Origin of the sequence: Sphingomonas oligoaromativorans (assembly GCF_011762195.1) — a bacterium.
GTDB lineage: Bacteria > Pseudomonadota > Alphaproteobacteria > Sphingomonadales > Sphingomonadaceae > Solisphingomonas > Solisphingomonas oligoaromativorans.
In genome coordinates this window covers 1-17506 of the sequence record NZ_JAASQK010000012.1, presented here as the reverse complement: position 1 = coordinate 17506, position 17506 = coordinate 1, and the positions used below count along the sequence as shown (strand labels likewise).

The 17506-nt window shown below is 66.2% G+C and carries 15 protein-coding genes; 11 read left to right on the top strand and 4 right to left on the bottom strand.

The features are described from left to right. Positions 1-128 precede the first annotated feature (128 nt). The 5 genes from FHS98_RS17240 (at position 129) to FHS98_RS17220 (ending at position 8225) form a co-directional block, all read left to right on the top strand. Entirely contained in the window at positions 129-2918 is a 2790-nt protein-coding gene (locus FHS98_RS17240) for a TonB-dependent receptor domain-containing protein (RefSeq protein ID WP_167108152.1), read from the top strand. Between the two features lie 29 nt (positions 2919-2947). Continuing rightward, the gene (locus tag FHS98_RS17235; protein ID WP_167108149.1) at positions 2948-5182 is read left to right on the top strand and encodes an alpha-amylase family protein; all 2235 of its coding nucleotides are present in this window, start codon (positions 2948-2950) and stop codon (positions 5180-5182) included. Positions 5183-5247: 65 nt separating this feature from the next. Further along, positions 5248-6540: a glycerate kinase type-2 family protein gene (locus tag FHS98_RS17230; RefSeq protein WP_167108146.1), complete on the top strand. Its 1293-nt coding sequence runs from the start codon at positions 5248-5250 to the stop codon at positions 6538-6540. Beyond that, on the top strand, positions 6537-7319 hold the full coding sequence (gene otnI / locus FHS98_RS17225; RefSeq protein WP_167108143.1) for a 2-oxo-tetronate isomerase: 783 nt from the start codon (positions 6537-6539) through the stop codon (positions 7317-7319). Before FHS98_RS17230 ends, otnI begins: the two co-directional genes overlap by 4 nt. An 18-nt stretch (positions 7320-7337) precedes the next feature. Then, entirely contained in the window at positions 7338-8225 is an 888-nt protein-coding gene (locus FHS98_RS17220; protein ID WP_167108140.1) for a 2-hydroxy-3-oxopropionate reductase, read from the top strand. Positions 8226-8235: 10 nt separating this feature from the next. Here the strand turns inward: FHS98_RS17220 and FHS98_RS17215 are convergent, their stop codons facing one another. Then, positions 8236-9102 (bottom strand): LysR family transcriptional regulator, encoded by an 867-nt coding sequence (locus tag FHS98_RS17215; protein WP_167108138.1) that lies wholly within the window; start codon positions 9100-9102, stop codon positions 8236-8238. Between the two features lie 86 nt (positions 9103-9188). Here FHS98_RS17215 and FHS98_RS17210 point away from each other — a divergent pair, with 86 nt between their 5' ends. The 3 genes from FHS98_RS17210 (at position 9189) to FHS98_RS17200 (ending at position 12868) form a co-directional block, all read left to right on the top strand. After that, a complete protein-coding gene (locus tag FHS98_RS17210; protein ID WP_208402350.1) occupies positions 9189-10727 on the top strand; it encodes an MFS transporter in 1539 nt (512 codons plus the stop codon). A 481-nt stretch (positions 10728-11208) separates the two neighbouring features. Continuing rightward, the gene (locus FHS98_RS17205; RefSeq protein WP_167108135.1) at positions 11209-11790 is read left to right on the top strand and encodes a pseudouridine synthase; all 582 of its coding nucleotides are present in this window, start codon (positions 11209-11211) and stop codon (positions 11788-11790) included. A gap of 208 nt (positions 11791-11998) precedes the next feature. Beyond that, positions 11999-12868, top strand: coding sequence for a 23S rRNA (adenine(2030)-N(6))-methyltransferase RlmJ (locus FHS98_RS17200; RefSeq protein WP_167108132.1), 870 nt, complete (start codon positions 11999-12001; stop codon positions 12866-12868). Between the two features lie 152 nt (positions 12869-13020). Here FHS98_RS17200 and FHS98_RS17195 read toward each other — a convergent pair whose 3' ends face one another. Then, positions 13021-13971, bottom strand: a complete 951-nt coding sequence (locus tag FHS98_RS17195) for a LysR family transcriptional regulator (protein ID WP_208402349.1) — start codon at positions 13969-13971, stop codon at positions 13021-13023. A gap of 109 nt (positions 13972-14080) precedes the next feature. Here FHS98_RS17195 and FHS98_RS17190 point away from each other — a divergent pair, with 109 nt between their 5' ends. The 3 genes from FHS98_RS17190 (at position 14081) to FHS98_RS17180 (ending at position 16213) form a co-directional block, all read left to right on the top strand. Continuing rightward, positions 14081-14986: an alpha/beta fold hydrolase gene (locus tag FHS98_RS17190; RefSeq protein ID WP_243848092.1), complete on the top strand. Its 906-nt coding sequence runs from the start codon at positions 14081-14083 to the stop codon at positions 14984-14986. Between the two features lie 102 nt (positions 14987-15088). Further along, on the top strand, positions 15089-15784 hold the full coding sequence (locus FHS98_RS17185) for an MBL fold metallo-hydrolase (protein WP_341786098.1): 696 nt from the start codon (positions 15089-15091) through the stop codon (positions 15782-15784). 21 nt (positions 15785-15805) lie between these two features. Then, entirely contained in the window at positions 15806-16213 is a 408-nt protein-coding gene (locus FHS98_RS17180; RefSeq protein WP_167108129.1) for a nuclear transport factor 2 family protein, read from the top strand. A gap of 271 nt (positions 16214-16484) precedes the next feature. On the opposite strand, the gene FHS98_RS17175 is transcribed toward FHS98_RS17180, so the two are convergent. Together FHS98_RS17175 and FHS98_RS17170 are read right to left on the bottom strand one after the other, a co-directional pair. Further along, a complete protein-coding gene (locus FHS98_RS17175; RefSeq protein ID WP_167108126.1) occupies positions 16485-16799 on the bottom strand; it encodes a type II toxin-antitoxin system RelE/ParE family toxin in 315 nt (104 codons plus the stop codon). A gap of 1 nt (position 16800) precedes the next feature. After that, positions 16801-17058 carry a ribbon-helix-helix domain-containing protein gene (locus FHS98_RS17170; protein WP_167108123.1) on the bottom strand — a complete coding sequence of 86 codons (258 nt, stop codon included), beginning with the start codon at positions 17056-17058 and terminating at the stop codon, positions 16801-16803. Positions 17059-17506: the final 448 nt, after the last annotated feature.

Sequence of the window (17506 nt, the reverse complement as noted above, 5' to 3'; positions counted from 1 at the left end):
CTCGGTCATCATTTTTGTCCATTGCGACTCATGGTCATAAATGTTAGCCAAATGGCGAAAGCTCAAAAAGTGAGCCGGTGCTCGTGAGCACCCGGGGGGCGGTACGCCGTACTGCGAAGGGGAGAGAGATGGAGAAGGCCCATCGTTTGGCCGGGCTTCTGGCCGGCATCAGCATCGTCGCGTTCACCACACCCGCCATGGCCCAGATCACGGCCGCGGCAGGCGCACCACCGCCGCCGCTGACCGTGGCTCAGGCCGCGCCCGCGGGCGGCGATCAACCGGCCAGCCAGGAGATCGTCATCACCGGCAGCCGGATCGCCCGATCGCCGTTCGAAACGCCGACGCCTGTCACGGCGATCAGCCAGAAGCAGCTCGAGGCCAAGGCCGCGCCGACGGTGGTCGACCTGCTGCGCGATCTGCCGTCCCTGCGGCCCAACCGGAACAACGGCTCGGCGACGGACGTCGGCACCGCGACCTTCGATCTCCGCTCGCTCGGCGCGACCCGCACGCTGGTGCTGATCGACGGGCAGAGGGTGATGAATTCCAGCCCGACCGGCGGCTTCGACGTCAACCTGCTGCCGGCCCCGCTGATCCAGCGCATGGAGATCGTGACCGGCGGCGCGTCCTCGGTCTACGGTTCCAACGCGGTCAGCGGCGTGGTCAACGTCTTCCTCGACGGCAATCTCACGGGCCTGAAGGTCGACGGCCAGAACAATATCTCGCAGCACGGCGATGCGGAGAATTATACCGTCAACGTCGCCTGGGGGACGCGCTTCGCCGGCGACAAGGGCCACTTCGTGATCGCGGGCTCCTATTTCGACCAGCCGGACATCCTCTATCAGGGCAGCCGGGCCTGGGGTTCGAGAGGCGTCACGCTGATCCCGAACTCCGCCTACACGCCCACCAACGGCCAGTATCGCCAGTTGATCGTGCCGGATGCCCGCTTGTCGTCGATGACCTATGGCGGCGTCATCACCAGCAACGGCCCGCTCAAGAACATCCAGTTCGGCGTCAATGGCGCGCAGAGCCAGTTCGTGCAGGGCACCAACGTCAGCTCCGTGTGGATGCAGGGCGGCGAAGGGCTGGAACTGCAACCGGATTTCGCGGTGCTCCAGCCCTCCACCCAGCGGATCAACGGCTATTCGCGGGCGACCTACGACTTCTCGCCCGCCCTGCAAGGCCATCTGGACGTGCTGGCGGCGCGCACCAAGCAGCACCAGACCAACAATTATAACTACAACAATGGCGATATCGTCATCCAGCAGGACAATGCCTTCCTGCCCACGAATATCCGCGACATCATGGTCGCCAACAACATCAAGTCGTTCAACATGGGCCGGCTCAATCAGGAAACCGGCATCGACGACAACACGACGACGGACACCTACATCCGCACGTCCGGCGGATTGAAGGGCGGGCTGTTCGCCGACTGGTCGTGGGACGGGAACGTCAATTACACCTGGGCCAAATATAGCAATGTCAGCCTCAACAACCGCATCAACGCCAACTGGACCAACGCCCTCGATTCGGTGATCGGGCCGGGCGGGACGCCGATCTGCCGGTCGACGCTGACCAATCCGAACAATGGCTGCGTGGCGGCCAACCCCTTCGGCCTGAACAGCGTCTCGCCCGAGGCGGCCGCCTATGTCACCGGCACATCCTACATCCGCGCGATCTCGACGCAGATCGACGGCAATCTGAACGCCAAGGGCAATCTCTTCGAAACCTGGGCCGGCCCGGTGGCGACGGCGGTTGGCGCCGAGGCCCGGCGCGAGACGGTGCATCTCACCTCGGACCCGATTTCCGCCATCAACGGCTGGCGGCAGGCGAGTTCCGCGCCCTATCACGGGGCCGTCACCGTCAAGGAGGTCTATCTGGAGATGGGCGTCCCGCTGCTCAGGGATCTGCCGTTCGCCAAGAAGGTCCAGCTCGATCTGGCCGGCCGCTATGTGGATTACAGCACCAGCGGCAGCACGGGCGTGTGGAAGGTCGGCGGCACCTGGGCGGTGAACGACTCGATCCGCTTCCGCAGCAGCTATTCGCGCGATTTCCGCGCCCCGACGATCAACGAGCTGTTTGCCGCCACCACGATCCGTCAGGGCACGGCCGTGATCGACCGGACCAACAACCAGTCCGTCGTCGTCGCCACCAGCTCGGGCGGCAACCCCGATCTGAAGCCGGAGGTGGCGCACACCTTCACGGCGGGCGTGGTGCTCCAGCCGAGCTTCCTTCCCAATTTCCAGGCCTCCGTCGATTATTTCGACATCAAGCTGGATGGCGCGATCACCACGCTGGGCGCGCAGGAAGTGCTCGATCGCTGCGCCGCCGGCGCGTCGGAGTTCTGCTCGGCGGTCACCCGCAACGGGGCGGGCACGATCACGCAGGTGCAGACGACCACCTTCAACGCGCAGGTTCTCAAGACGCGCGGGCTCGACATGGCGGCGTCCTACCATATCCCGCTCGACGGGATCGGCGCAGACCTGAGCCTGTCGGAGGTCGCGACCTATGTCGCCCACCTCATCACGGTGTCGAACGGGGTCACCGTCGACACCGCCGGCCAGTTGACCGGCACCAACGCGGTGCCCAAGTGGCGTTCGGCCACCACCCTGATCTTCGAGAAGGGGCCGGCGCTCTTCCGCGTCCTCGGCAACTATGTGGGCGGCGGCAACTACGACAACACCTACGGCCCGCTCGACATCAACAAGGATCATTACAAGGGCATCTTCTACGTCGACCTGTCGGTGGAGTATCGGATCAACGAGCATTTCCAGCTCTATGCCAAGGTCGAAAACCTGTTCGACAAAGACCCCCCTCTTCTGGCCGAGAACACCATCGTCCGGGCGGGCGCCGCATCGGCATCGAGCTTCTACGATTTCGTCGGGCGTGATCTCGGCATCGGCGCGCGGATTCGCTGGTGATGGCCGAACAGCAGGAGGGGAGACAGGACATGACCGGGAACCACATGACGCCGAGCCGGCGCGAGATGATGGCGGGCATGGCGACGGCCGGCCTCGCCGCCGGGCTGCCGCTGGCGGGATCGGGCGCCGCGCTGGCCGCGCCGCCACCGGGCAAGGGCTGGGAATGGGGGCCGATGCGCTGGGTGCAGATCTGCGCGACGGAGGATGATCCCGCCCGTTACGACAAGCAGTTCTGGATCGATTTCCTGCGCCGCACGCGGACGCAGGGGGTGTGCCTCAGCGCCGGCGGCGTGACCGCCTTCTATCCGACCAGGGTGCCCTATCATCATCGCAGCCCTTATCTGGGCTCGGGCGACATGTTCGGCGACCTCGCCCATTCCTGCAAGCAAATGGGCATCCGGGTGCTGGGGCGGGTCGATCCGCACGCGATGCGGGCCGATGCGCTGGCCGCCCACCCCGAATGGGTGGCGCGCACCGCCGACGGCCAGCCCAAGCGGCACCCGACCGACCCGGAGCTTTACCTCACCTGCCCCAACGGCCCGGTGACCTTCGAATGGATGCCCCAGATTCTGAAGGAGATCGTCGGCACCTATCCGGTCGACGCGATCTTCGGCAATCGCTGGGCGGGCAGCGCCGGCATCTGCCACTGCGACGTCTGCAAGACGGATTTCAGGCGCGCCAGCGGCTTCGACATCCCGCGCTCGCTCGCCGACCCTCAGGACAAGGTGGTGCGCGCCTATCTCGTCTGGGACGACGAGAAGCGCTACGCCCAGCTCAAGCTGTGGGGCGATACGGTCAGCGCGGTCAATCCGCAGGCCTTCTTCACGCCGGGAAGCTGGGGCCGGCTGGACCCCAAGCGGCTGCGCCAGACGATCCGCTCCATCTATGCCGACAGGCAGGGGCGCAGCGGGCAGAACGCGGCGTGGCTCAACGGGCGGAGCGCCAAGGAAACCTATTGCCTGATGCAGGACAGGCCGATGAGCGGCATCTTCGCGGTGGGCGAGACGTCGACGCCCTATCGCTGGATGGACTCGACGCAGTCCAATCCGGAGATCAGCGCCTATCTGCACGACGGGCTGGCGCAGGGCTTCCGCCCGTGGATGACCAAGTTCAAGGCGGAGGTGTTCGACAAGCGCTGGGTGCCGGCGGTCGAGAAAGCCTATGTCTGGCACGCGGAGAACGAGGATTATTTCCGCAACACGGAGAATCTGGCCCGCGTCGCCATGCTCCAGTCGGCGCAGACCTCCACTTATTATCGCGCGAACGCTCCGGCCGACACCGGCGGCGCCGGCCCGCAGGACGTCCAGTCGCTGCATTCCGGCGCGGACGATGCGGCGAACGGCTATTATCAGGCGCTGGTCGAAGCCCGCATTCCGTTCAGCTTCGCCGACGAGCGGCAGCTCGAACCCGAATATATCGGCCGCTACAAGGTGCTGGTGCTGGCCAACATCGCCGCGCTCTCCGATCGGCAATGCGCGCAGATCCGCGATTATGTGAACCGCGGCGGCGCGATCGTCGCCACTGACGAGACCTCGCTCTACGACGAATGGGGCAAGCGCCGCGCCAACTTCGCCCTCGCCGACCTGTTCGGCTGCGACTTCGCGGGCAAGGTCGCCCCGCGCGTGCAGAACTCCTACATGACGGTGCGCGGACCCAATCCGATGACGGCCGGGTTCGACGACACGCCGCGCATCATGGCGGGCACGCGCCTCGTCTCGGTCACCCCGCGCGCCGGGCTGGGCAAGCCGGCCCTGACGCTGGTGCCGAGCTATCCCGATCTGCCGATGGAGAATGTCTTCCCCACCGTCGCGCAGACCGACGTGCCGATGGTCTATGCGCGGAGCTTCGGCAAGGGCCGGGTCGTCTATTTCCCGTTCGATCTCGACCGGACCTTCTGGGAATGCGCCAACCAGGATCATTTCGCCCTGCTGCGCAACGCCGTGCTGTGGGCCGCGAACGAACCGCAACCGATGGCCGTCTCCGGCGCCGGCATGGTCGACATCAGCTACTGGCGGCAGGAAAAGTCCGTCGCGGCGCATCTGGTGAACCTCACCAACCCCATGGCGATGAAGGGCTTCATGCGGGAAATCCTGCCCGTCGGCCCCTATGAGGTGACCCTGCAACTGCCGCCCGGCACCAGCCCGAAGCGCGTCCGCCTGCTGGAAGCGGGCCGCGATGTCGAAGCGCGGCGCGACGGAGACCGCATCGTCGTGCAAGTGCCACGGCTGGAGATGCATGAGGTCGTCGCCGTCGATTTCGCCTGATTGAAGGATCCAGCATTTATGGAAGACCGTTGCCTTCTGCCCCCGCCGCATCCGCCGGCCTCGGCATGACGGCCCATATCGAGCCGCCCGGCGGCTGGACCGATCGCCGCGCGCGCCTCGCCCTGCGGACGATGCTCGACGCGGCGATCGCGAGCGCCGATCCGGCACGGATTCTGGCCGCGCACCTCCCGCCCCCGCCGGAAGGGCGCTGCGTCGTCGTCGGGGCGGGCAAGGCCGCCGCCTCGATGGCGGTCGCCCTCGAGGCCGCCTGGCCCGACGTGCCGCTGTCGGGCGTGGTCGTCACGCCCTACGGCTATGGCATGGCGACCCGGCGCATCGTCGTGCGCGAGGCCGCCCACCCCGTGCCCGACGCCAACAGCGAGGCGGCCGCGCGCGAGATACTGGCCGCCGTCTCCGGCCTGACGCCGGACGATCTGGTGGTGGTGCTGATCTCGGGCGGCGGCTCCTCGGTGATGGCGCTGCCGGCGGAAGGGCTGACGCTGGCGGACAAGCAGGCGGTCAATCGCGCGCTGCTGTCCTCCGGCCTCGACATCCGCACGATGAACATCGTCCGCCGCCGCCTCTCCGCGATCAAGGGCGGCAAGCTGGCCGAAGCCGCCGCGCCGGCGCGCGTCCTGACCCTCGGCATCAGCGACATTCCGGGCGACGACGTGGCGTCGATCGCCTCCGGTCCGTCGGTTCCCGATCCCCATGCCGACACCGATCTTGAGGAGGTGGTGCGCGTGCTGGGCGCCGGCCTGCCGGAAGCCGCCGTGCGCCGGCTGCTTCAGCGCCCCACCCGGCCGCCGACGCCGGTGCGGCAGGAATTCCGCCTGATCGGCACGCCCGCCGCCGCGCTGGAAGCCGCCGCCGCCGCCGCGCGGCGGGAGGGGATCACGCCGCTGATCCTGGGCGACGATCTGGAAGGCGAGAGCCGGCAACTGGGCGCCGATCTGGCGGCGATGGCCATGCGGCCCGTCGATCGGCCGACGGTGCTGCTCTCCGGCGGGGAGACCACCGTGACGCTGACCGGCGGGCCGACCGGGCGCGGCGGACGCAACACCGAGTTCATGCTGTCCTTCGCCTGCGCGGTGGATGGCCATCCCGCCATCTGGGCCTTGTCCGCAGACACCGACGGCGAGGATGGCGCGAACGGCGGCGCGGCGGGCGCCGTCACCGCGCCCGACACGCTGGCCCGCGCCCGGACGGCGGGGCTCGATCCTTCCGCCCATCTCGCCGGCCACGACAGCGGCAGCTTCTTCGCGAAGCTCGGCGACCTGCTCGTCACCGGGCCGACGCGCACCAACGTGAACGATTTCCGCGCCATCCTCATTCTGCCCCAGGGAGGCACTTCATGACCCGATTGGCCGCCAATCTCTCCATGCTGTTCACCGACCGGCCCTTTCTGGAGCGCATCGACGCGGCGGCGGCGGCGGGCTTCAGGGCGATCGAGTGCGTCGAGCCCTATGTCGCCCCGGCGGCGGAGGTGGCGGAGCGGCTCCGGCGCCACGGCCTCGCCGCCGCCCTCTTCAACATGCCGCCGGGCGACTGGGCGGCGGGAGACCGGGGCTATGGCGCCGATCCCGCCCGCGTCGACGAGTTCCGCCGCAGCATCGGCGTCGCGCTGGACTATGCCCGCGCGACGGGGTGCAGGACGCTGCACCTGATGGCCGGCAAGATCGCCCCCGGCGCCGATCGCGCGGCCTGCACGCGGACCCTCGTCGACAATATCCGGCTGGCGGCCGACGCGGTGTCGGCGGACGGCATCACGCTGGTGCTGGAGCCGATCAACACCAAGGTCGACATGCCCGGCTATTTCTACGACACCACCGCCGCCGCGCTGGAGATCATCGACGCGGCCGGCCGGCCGAACGTCAGGCTGCTCTACGACATCTACCATATGCAGATCATGGAGGGCGACATCGCCCGCACCATCGAGCGGCTGCTGCCCCGGATCGGCCATATCCAGCTCGCCGACAATCCGGGCCGCAACGAGCCCGGCACCGGCGAGATCAACTATCCCTGGCTGCTCGGGCGGCTGGAGGCGCTGGGCTATGGCGGCTGGATCGGCTGCGAATATAAACCTGCCGGCGACACCGCCTCCGGCCTCGGCTGGGCCAAGCCCTATCTCGCCTGATCGCCAGGAGCAGCGCATATGAAGATCGGATTCATCGGAGTGGGGATCATGGGCCGGCCGATGGCGGGCCATCTCCAGGCCGCGGGCCACGAGCTGCTGCTGGTGCGGCACCGCTCCCCCCTGCCCCCGGAATTGCTGGCGGGCGGCGCCAGGGCGTGCGCCTCCCCGCGCGAGGTGGCGGAGGGCGCCGAGGTCGTCATCCTGATGCTGCCCGACACGCCGGACGTCGAGCGCATCCTGTTCGGCGAAGACGGCGTGGCGCAGGGCCTGAGTGCCGGGCGATGCGTGGTGGACATGAGTTCGATCGATCCGATCGCCACCCGCCGCTTCGCCGGGAAGATCGAGGCGCTGGGCTGCGACTATGTCGATGCGCCGGTATCGGGCGGTGAGGTCGGCGCGAAGAATGCCGCGCTCACCATCATGTGCGGCGCCAAGGCCGACGTCTTCGAACGCGTGCGGCCGCTGTTCGAGCGGATGGGGAAGAACATCACCCTCGTCGGCGGGGTGGGTGACGGGCAGGTCGCCAAGGTCGCCAACCAGATCATCGTCGCGCTCAATATCGAGGCGGTGGCCGAGGCGCTCACCTTCGCGTCGAAGGCCGGCGCCGATCCGGCGAGGGTGCGCGAGGCGCTGATGGGCGGCTTCGCGGCCTCGCGCGTGCTGGAGGTGCATGGCGAGCGCATGATCCGGCGCACCTTCGATCCCGGCTTCCGCATCGAACTGCATCAGAAGGATCTGGGGCTGGCGCTGGGCAGCGCGCGCGCGCTCGGCATGGCGCTTCCCCATACGGCCTCCGCCCAGCAGCTCTTCGGCGCCTGCGTCGCCAGAGGCGGCGGGGGCTGGGATCATTCCGCGATGGTCCGGGCGATCGAGATGCTGGCCGATCATCCGGTCAGCGACGGATGAACCGACCGGGCTATCCCTCGCCGAGCTGCCCCACGAACATCCCGGCGATCACCGTGCCCTCGGCCCGGAAGATCGCCGCGACTTCGGACGGAACCGGCTTGCCCGCGATATCCCGGAAGCACAGATGGGGCAGCCGCAGGACATCCCGCACGCTGCTCGGCACGATCGACACGCCGGTTCCCAGCGACACCTCGATCAAAACCGCCGACATCCGCCCCGGCCGGGCGACGATGATGGGGGTGAACCCTCCCCGCCGCGCGATCTCGTCGGTTCCGGCAAGCTGCTCGGGCACGACGAGGGGCTCGCCGGCCAGTTGGCGCGGCGACGGATTCTCCGCCTGCCGTGCCAGCCGATGATCGGGCGGCAGCGCCAGACAGAAATGATCGTGCAGCACGGTGCGGCTGACCAGCCCCTCGGGCAACGCCATCGGAAGGCGCACGAAGCCGACGTCCACCTCCCCCGTCCGCACCCGTTCCGGCAATTCCTCCATCACCAGCTCGCGGGTATGGACGTCGACATCCGGGTGCGTTCGCCGAAACTGCCGCACCTGCTCCTGTAGCACGCCCGAATAGGCCGCCGAGCCGACATAGCCGATGTCGAGGCGCCCGATCTGCCCCTGCGCGGCGCGGCGCCCGATCGTCTCGGCGCGCTCGAAGCGGGCGATCACCTGCCGCGCCTCGTGCAGGAAGATCGCGCCGGCCTGTGTCAACGCCACCGACCGGCGCGTGCGGACGAGCAGGGGCGTGCCCAGCCGCCGCTCGATCTCCTGAATCTGCACCGTGAGGGTCGGCGGGGCGATGTTCAGCCTTTCGGCCGCGCGGGCGAAATGCAGCTCCTCCGCGAGCACCGCGAAATAGCGCAGATGGCGAAGCTCCATCCGTCCCTCCTCTATTAGTTTTTTCCTAACAGAAGCCTCGAAATGCAACAATGACGGGCAAGCCCATGGGAAGGCATGGAGCGTTCATGGACTATCATCGCGATATGCGCCCGACCGCCCATGCCAGGGCCTCGCGCCCGGAGCTTTTCCTGCTGCTGACCGCGTCGGCGGGCTGCGCGATGACCGTCCTGGACGCCAATATCGTCGCCGTCGTGTTGCCGGGGATCGCGCGCGACCTTGGGGCGAGCTTCGCCGATATCGAATGGGTCGTCAGCGCCTATGTCCTCTGCTTCGCGTCGCTGCTGCTCCCGGCGGGCGCGATCGCGGACCGCTTCGGGCGGCGGCGGGTGTTTCTCCTCGGCATCGCCGGCTTTGCCATCTCCTCGCTGCTGTGCGGGATCGCGCCGTCGGCACCGCTGCTCTATCTCGCGCGCGCCTTGCAGGGTGGAGCGGCCGCCTTCCTGCTGGCGTCGGCGCTGGCGATCATCGCGCACGGCTTCCACGAGGAGGCGGCGCGCAATCGCGCCTGGGCGCTCTGGGGCGCCATCATGGGGCTGACGATGGTGCTCGCGCCGATCACCGGCGGCCTCATCGCCTATCTGCTCGGCTGGCGCTGGGCCTTCTACATCAATGTCCCGATCTGCATCGCGCTCGGCGGGGCGGTGCGGAGATATGTCCCGGAATCGCGGGACGAAGCCGCGCGAAGCCTCGATCCGGGGGGCATCCTTTCGTTCGCGGTGGCGATGTTCGCGCTGACCTGGGGCCTCATCAGCGGGCCGGCTCATGGCTGGGGCTCCGCCCGATGCCTTGCCGGCCTGATCGGCGGGGCCGTCGCATTGGCCGCGTTCATCGCGATCGAGCGCGCCCAGGATCGGCCGATGCTCGACCTGAGGCTGTTCGCCAATCGCCGCCTGATCGGGGCGGTATGGGCGATGTTCGCCTATGCGGCGTGCGCGCAGGTCATGGCCACGCTGCTTCCGCCCTTCCTCCAGAACGGCCTGGGGCTGACGGCGATCAGGGCCGGCATCGCGATGTCGCCCTTCGCCTTCGCGATGCTGATCTTCCCCCAGATCGGCCGCCTGCTGAGCCGAAGCATGACGTCGGCGGGCATCCTCGCAACCGGCCTCGCCCTCACCGGGCTGGGCAACGCGCTGACGGCGTGGGGGGCCTTATCGGGAAGCTGGCCGCTCATCCTCACGGGCATGGCGGTGCTGGGCAGCGGCGGCGGCCTGCTCAACGGCGAAACTCAGAAGGCCATCATGAACAACCTCCCGCGCGACCGGGCGGGGATGGCGTCGGGCATCAGCACGACGGCGCGTTTCTCGGGCATCCTGCTCGGCTTTGCCTTGCTGAGCAGCGTCCTGGCCTCCGCCGCCCGTTCGGCGATCCAGACAGGCTCCGCCGCCCCGGCATCGCTGCGCGATCTGGCCGATGCGGTGGTCGCCGGCAATGTCGATGCTCTCGTCTCGGGGCTATCGGCCCCCGCCGCCCAGGCCGCGCTCGCGACGGCGCACCGGGCTTATTCATGGGGATTTTCGATCGCCCTGGCCTCCGCCGCGGCGATGGCCTGGCTTTCGTCCCTGTGCGTGTTCGCACTGATCGCCGGCCGCCGCCGATCGCCGTAACCGATCGGCGGGGTCAGATGCGGGAGCGGGCGCGTCGGCCGGCGGCTCCCATCGAGGGCGCCATCTGGCTGGGGCGGCAGGATTCGGGCCCCACAGCGCACACTCCGTAAGATACTGAGCTAACGCAATAATTTTCCAGTTCGGTTCAATGTTGTACCAGACTCTCGCTACAGGCGCAAACGACGCGGGGAACGACTCGAGGGTAGGCGTCGCCGCGAGAACGCGGGCACCATAAACCCGTCCTTTGACGCGCACTGGATCACATGCGAGATCGGCTGTCCGCATCGTAGCGCTGGCCGATCTTGGCCGATTTCCGGCGGTCCGTTTTCGGCAAACTCTGGCCGATAGTGGAACGGCCGATCCTCGCTGAGAAAACAGGAAAGCCGACCGACAGCCTCCGGGTTGGGGCTGGCGCGCGCAGCCTCTCCGGCGGCGGCATGCGCCAGGAGACATATCCGCAGCCGAACGATATGAGCGCAGCATGACCCGGCTGCTGCTGTTCAACAAACCCTTCGGGGTCTTATCGCAATTCACCGACCGCGGATCGCCAACGGTTCGGTCGACATTGTCGGACTTCATTGTGGTGAAGGGCGTCTATCCCGCCGGAAGGCTCGATCGGGACAGCGAGGGCCTGCTGCTGCTATGCGATGAAGGGCGGCTGCAGGCGCGAATTTCCGATCCACGCTTCAAGCTGCCCAAGACCTACCTTGTGCAGGTCGAAGGCGATCCGCAGGAGCTGGAACTGGAGCGCTTGCGGCGGGGCGTCCGGCTCAAGGATGGCATGACCCTGCCTGCCGATGTTGCTCGTATCGACGCGCCAGACCTGTGGCCGCGCGATCCGCCGATACGCCAGCGCAAGGCCATCCCCGACAACTGGCTGAAAATCACCATCCGCGAAGGGCGTAACCGGCAAGTGCGCCGAATGACGGCGGCGGTCGGGTTGCCCACCCTGAGGCTGGTGCGCTGGTCGATCGGCGACTGGTCTGTCGCCGGGATCGCGCCGGGCCAGTTCGAGGAGGCCTCCACCTTGGGCAAAAGTGCCAGCGGCACGTATGACCGATGACGCAGATTGGTGGGTGAATGGGAACCGGCTGGCGGGATTGAGGATCACAGCCGTGCCTGCTGCCGGTTGCCGCCTACCGCGAAAGCTGATTTGAGGCTTCGCTCAGAGGGGCTTTGACGCCTTCCGCGCGGCGCATACGAGCTCCGGATTGGTGGCTTCCTCGTCGAGCACCTCGTACAAAAACAGATCGGCAGGGTTTTGGATTTCAATGAACTATCGCCATTCCTTCCATGCCGGCAACAGCGCCGATGTCGTGAAGCATAGCCTGCTGATCGCTCTCGTCCGGGCCTTGCAGCAAAAACAGGGCGCGTTGACCCTGATCGACACCCATGCCGGCTGCGGGCTCTACGACCTTGGCGGCGAGCAGGCCCAGCGCACCGGCGAAGCCGCACAAGGCGTGCTGCGGGCTTTTGCCGACCCGAACCCCTTGTTGGACGACTATCGCGCCGCCGTACAGGCGGTGAATGTCGGGGCAGAGCCGCGCCTCTACCCCGGCTCGCCGCGATTCCTGGCGCAGCTCCTGCGCCCGCAGGACTTGCTGATCCTCAATGAAAAGCATCCCGATGACGCCAGTGCCCTGCGCGGCGCGATGCGCGACACGCCTGCTGCCGTGCATGAGCGCGATGCCTATGAGCTTTGGCTGGCGATGCTCCCGACCCGTACCGGTCGCGGCGTGGTGGTGGTCGATCCGCCGTACGAGCAGACAGACGAACGCGCCCGCATCACAGCCACCCTCGCCGCGGCGCACCGCAAATGGGCGCATGGCGTGACGGTGATCTGGTATCCGCTGAAAGACCGCGCCACGCATCAGCGGTGGAAGGACAAGTTGCGCAAGCTCGGTATCCCGAAATTCTTGTCGGTGGAGCATTGGTTGCATGATACCGATCAGCCCGGCATCTATAACGGTGCGGGCCTTTTCATAGTCAATCCGCCCCATGCCTTCACGCAGGCGCTGCCACCTCTGCTGGAAGCCCTCCGTGCTGCACTGGCGCCGGAGGGACATCGGGGCGACATCACAGCGGATTGGTTGGACGCTGGTCTGCTTTCAGGTGATCGGCGGGCCCGCTGCAATGGCTGACTTGGGGCGCAAAGCTGGCGCGAGCACTCTTCAAGTCGCTGGGCGGAATCGATTGCCGCCCTGAAACAGCTTCGCCGACGGCGCGAACCTTTGAGACGGAGCGGCTTACTGGTGCGCGAAGGGAGAACAGTGTCCTTTGCGAGGCCCGGTTATCAGGCCACTCCGCGTAGCTCGTGCACAGGAGCCAGCGTTTCCGTTGCCCTGAAGCTTGCTCGCAACCGCTCGCCGGCGAAATCCATGAAGGCACGAACCTTGGTGAGAGCCAGACGATGTTCTGAGGCGATCAGGTGAACGGGAACCGGCGGGGGCTGATCGTCTGGCAGAAGAATGACAAGCTTCCCGTCCAACACCTCCTGCTGGATCTTGTAGCTCAGTATCCGGACGATGCCTTCTCCATCCACTGCGGCGCTCACCGCTGCTTCGTCGGCATTGACCATGAGCCGCGGCCGAACCCTGACCGTCCGGGCCATCTTGCGTCCACGCAACGGCGGAAAGCTCCAGATATCCTCGGCGCTGGTGGGCTCGATGGCGATGCAGTCATGGCCTGCAAGATCCGAGATCGTCTCCGGCGCCCGTCTACGGGCAAGATAGGCGGGCGACGCGCACAAGACGCGGCGGACTTCGCCGATTTTCAAGGCGATCAGCGCCGAGTCCTGTAGCGGCGCGATGCGCAGGCCGACATCAATCCCTTCATCGACCAGGTTGGTCATGCGGTTGAGCAGGAGGTAGCGCACCTGCACCGCAGGATATTTGCTCAGGAACTCGCCGACGATCGGGCGCAGGATGCGCGTACCGAACATGACTGGCGCCGTCACCGTCAGTATGCCGTGGGGTACCATTCCTTCGCCCGTCGCAGAGCGGTCCGCCTCGTCGAGTTGCGCCAGGACATGACGACAGACCGCGACATAGCGCTCACCGGCCTCGGTTAACTGCAACCGGCGGGGCGTTCGGTGCAGCAGGATCGTGCCGACATGGCTCTCCAGCGCCGCGATCGCGCGCGTGATGGCGGCTGGCGAGCGGCCGAGACGCTGGCCGGCTCTGGCAAGGCTCCCCTCGTTGAGCGCCGTCACGAAGACGCGCATCGTGTCGAGCCGATCGATCATGGTTTCGGGCTGTGGAAGCTAGGTTGCCGTATTTCGGGCATTCTGATCTCCCCGGCAGCCGCCTACGCTCTCCTCAAGGCATGACTCGCCATGCCAAGGGAGACCGACGATGACTGCATCGAACGTTCTGCACCACGCATCGAGCAACCCGGTCACGCATTATCGAACGGCGACAGTGGGCGGGGTCGAAATCTTCTATCGCGAAGCGGGCCCGTCTGACGGACCGGTCGTACTGCTGTTGCACGGCTTCCCGACATCCTCCCACATGTTCCGCAATCTGATACCGCTTCTTGCAGACAAATACCATGTCATCGCGCCGGACTATCCGGGCTTCGGGCACAGCGCAGCGCCGGATCACGCCGCCTTCGAGTACAGCTTCGGCCATTATGCCGACCTTATGGACGGCCTGCTCCAGCAACTGGGAGTGTCACGCTACGCGATGTACGTCATGGATTACGGCGCGCCGATTGGATACCGGCTCGCGCTGAAGCATCCGGAGCGCGTGAGCGCGTTCATCGTCCAGAATGGCAATGCCTATGAGGAGGGGCTGAAGGCCTTCTGGGATCCGATCAAAGCCTATTGGGCGGATAACTCTCAAGAGCGTCGCGAGGCACTCAATGTGCTGGTCACGCCGGAGACCACCAAATTCCAGTATGTCGATGGCGTCAGCGACGTCTCGCGGATCGATCCCGACAATTGGGCGCATGACCAGGCGCTCCTCGACCGCCCGGGCAATCGCGACATCCAGCTCGACCTGTTCCGTGACTATGGCACGAACGTCCCCCTCTACCCCGATTTTCAGGCCTTTTTCCGGCAGCACAAGCCGCCGATGATTATCCTGTGGGGGAAGAACGACTTCATCTTCCCGGCCGACGGCGCGACGCCCTACCTGCGCGATTTGCCGGAGGCCGAATTGCATCTGCTCGACACCGGCCATTTCGCGCTCGAGGACAAGCTTGACGAGATGGTGCCGCTGATGCGCAGCTTCCTCGGCCGTCATCTCGACGACAACTGACCCGGCCAGCCATCCACCATCGGGAGACCGAGCGATGCGCGATCCTCTCCATAATCCGGCATCCGCGCGACGCCTTGTGGCTGACGGGCGGCGACGAAGGGGATATTCTCATGGCCGCCGCCATTCTCAATCTCGGCGCGGCGCCGGTCGGGGCAGGTGCATTACGCGATCATCACCCACTGGCATTGGGATCATGGCGACGGCGATGGCTGGGGCCGTGCCGCCGGTGCCACGTTGATCGCCGACAAGCTGGCGGTGCAGCGGTTCACCCAGACGATCCGCGTCGTCGAATGGGGGCACAGCTTCTCCCCGGTCCTGACGAAGGATTTGCCGAACTCCGTGCTCACGGGTGACAAGCTGCTCCGCTTCGATGGCGAGACGGTGCGGATCCGGCACTATCGTCCGGGCCATACCGATGGCGATCTTGCGGCCCTGTTTGAAAAGACCGACATCCTCCAGACCGGCGACACCTTCTGGAACGGCATGTATCCGTTCATCGACTATGTGACTGGCGGTAGCATCGACGGCGCCATCGCCGCCGCCAATGCCAACATCGCGATGGTCGGCGCACGCACGGTTGTCATACCGGGACATGGCCCGGTGGGCGATCGCACCGCCTTGGTCGCCTTCCGCGACATGCTGGTCAGCGTCCGCGCCCGCGTGTCTTCGCTCAAGTCACAGGGCAAGTCGCTGGAGGAGGTGCAGGCCGCACACCCGGCCGCCGCCTTCGACGTGAAATGGGGCAGGTCGGTCATCGATGGCAAGCTCTTCACCGCGCTTGTTTATCGTGGCGTCTGACGCCGGAGCGGGAGGAAGGGCATGGCGCAGCCGAACAGCATCGTCCTGGCGCAACGCCTCCTCGCCGCGATCGGTGACGGATCGCCTGCTGAAACGATCGCGGCCATGTTCAGCGACGATGCTCTGTTTGAAATCCCCGGGGATGACGGCGTGCTGCCGTGGGTGGGCCGTCGGACGGGCCACCCTGCGGTCGTCAACTTCATCACCGCCATACGGTCACTAACGGAGCCCCTGAGTTTCGACGTCGCGGACATCCTGGCGAACGACACACGCGCCGTGATCGTCGGAGAAATCGCCTCCCGGATTAAGGCAACCGAGAAGGTCGTCGAAACCGATTTTGCGATCATCCTCACCACGTCCGGTGACTGCATCACGCGGTTCCAGATGCTGGAGGATAGTTTCGCCGTGTCGAGAGCGGCACGGACGTGACGCTCGGCAACCCACTGGCTTCTCCGACTTGAGCGCATCCTTGGCAGAGTGTAGCGGTAACTGGGGCTTCGATCATTCCCAGCGCACGGATTGGAGACTCGAAATTTGCTCAGCCGAAGCCGGATCGGCGCGCATGAATGAAGGGCCGCTTCTAGGATCAGGCCATATTGCAATGAGGGTCTGAAATGGGCGCTGAGCCGTCGGGCAATTGGTGCCCACTCCTTGCCGATCGCGACGACCCAAGCAGGTGTCGGAAGCCTCGGGTGGTTGATTAGGGCGCACTGTCTTCGCGGAAGCGATCCATCTGGTGCATCCGCTCATGCAGGATCGTCACGATGCCGACCGTGCCATCGGCGAAGTGGCGCCAATAGACGTAATGATGCGCGTGCCGGCAGTAGAGGCCGTCCACGCCAAACTCGGCCGGCACCGCGCGCCAGACCTGATCGCGGCACACGATACGGTCGAAGCCCCCGAAGAGCTCCCGCACATAGGTTTCCGCTTGCGCTTCGCCCCAGGTATCGCGGGTATAGACGTAGATCTCGTCGAGGCGTTGCCCGGCGCTTGGCGAGACCGTGAAGCCGGTCATGTCAGCCCCGACGGTTACGCGCGATCACCGAGTCCGCATCGAGCGGCGCATAGCTGGATTGGGGCGCGGCGAAGGCCCGGGTCAGCTCGGCCTTGAGCCGGTCGAACTGCTCGGCTTCGGTTCGCTCCTTGTCGCGGCGGATCAGGTCGCGAACATATTCGCTGACATTCTCATAGGCACCCTGGTCGCCGACATTGGTGGCAACGAAATCGCCCAGCGTGCCGCCGATGCGGACGTTAAGGGTCATGGGTTTGTTCATGTGTCTCAATATAGTGGAAAGATGTGGACGAGCAAGCCGCTTCGCAATGTGCGAGGCGATCTGTCGATCAGTCGCTCACCCGTGCAAGGCTGGGGCGCCTGCCCTTCAAACGCCTCGTTCAACTGGCGACCCCGAACTTGCGGCTTCCCACTGGCCGGCTTCCATAATCCCATTGGCCACATGAAAGTACGGTCGGCGGCTAGCGCTAGATCCGGTCGTTCATATCAGCTTCGGTGAACGCCCGGTTCTGATAGAAGCTGTCGTTCAGCCCGCACGAAGCTGCATGTCAACAGAGCGCCAGCAAAGTGGTCATTCGAACGACTTAACTTGAAACCCGAATCCGATCGTTCATTTAGGTTGCGTTGACAAAGTGCGGCAACCACCTGCGGATGGCAGCGAGATTGAGGAAGCTGGCGAAGGACAGGGCGGTCTTGTCGTAGCGGGTGGC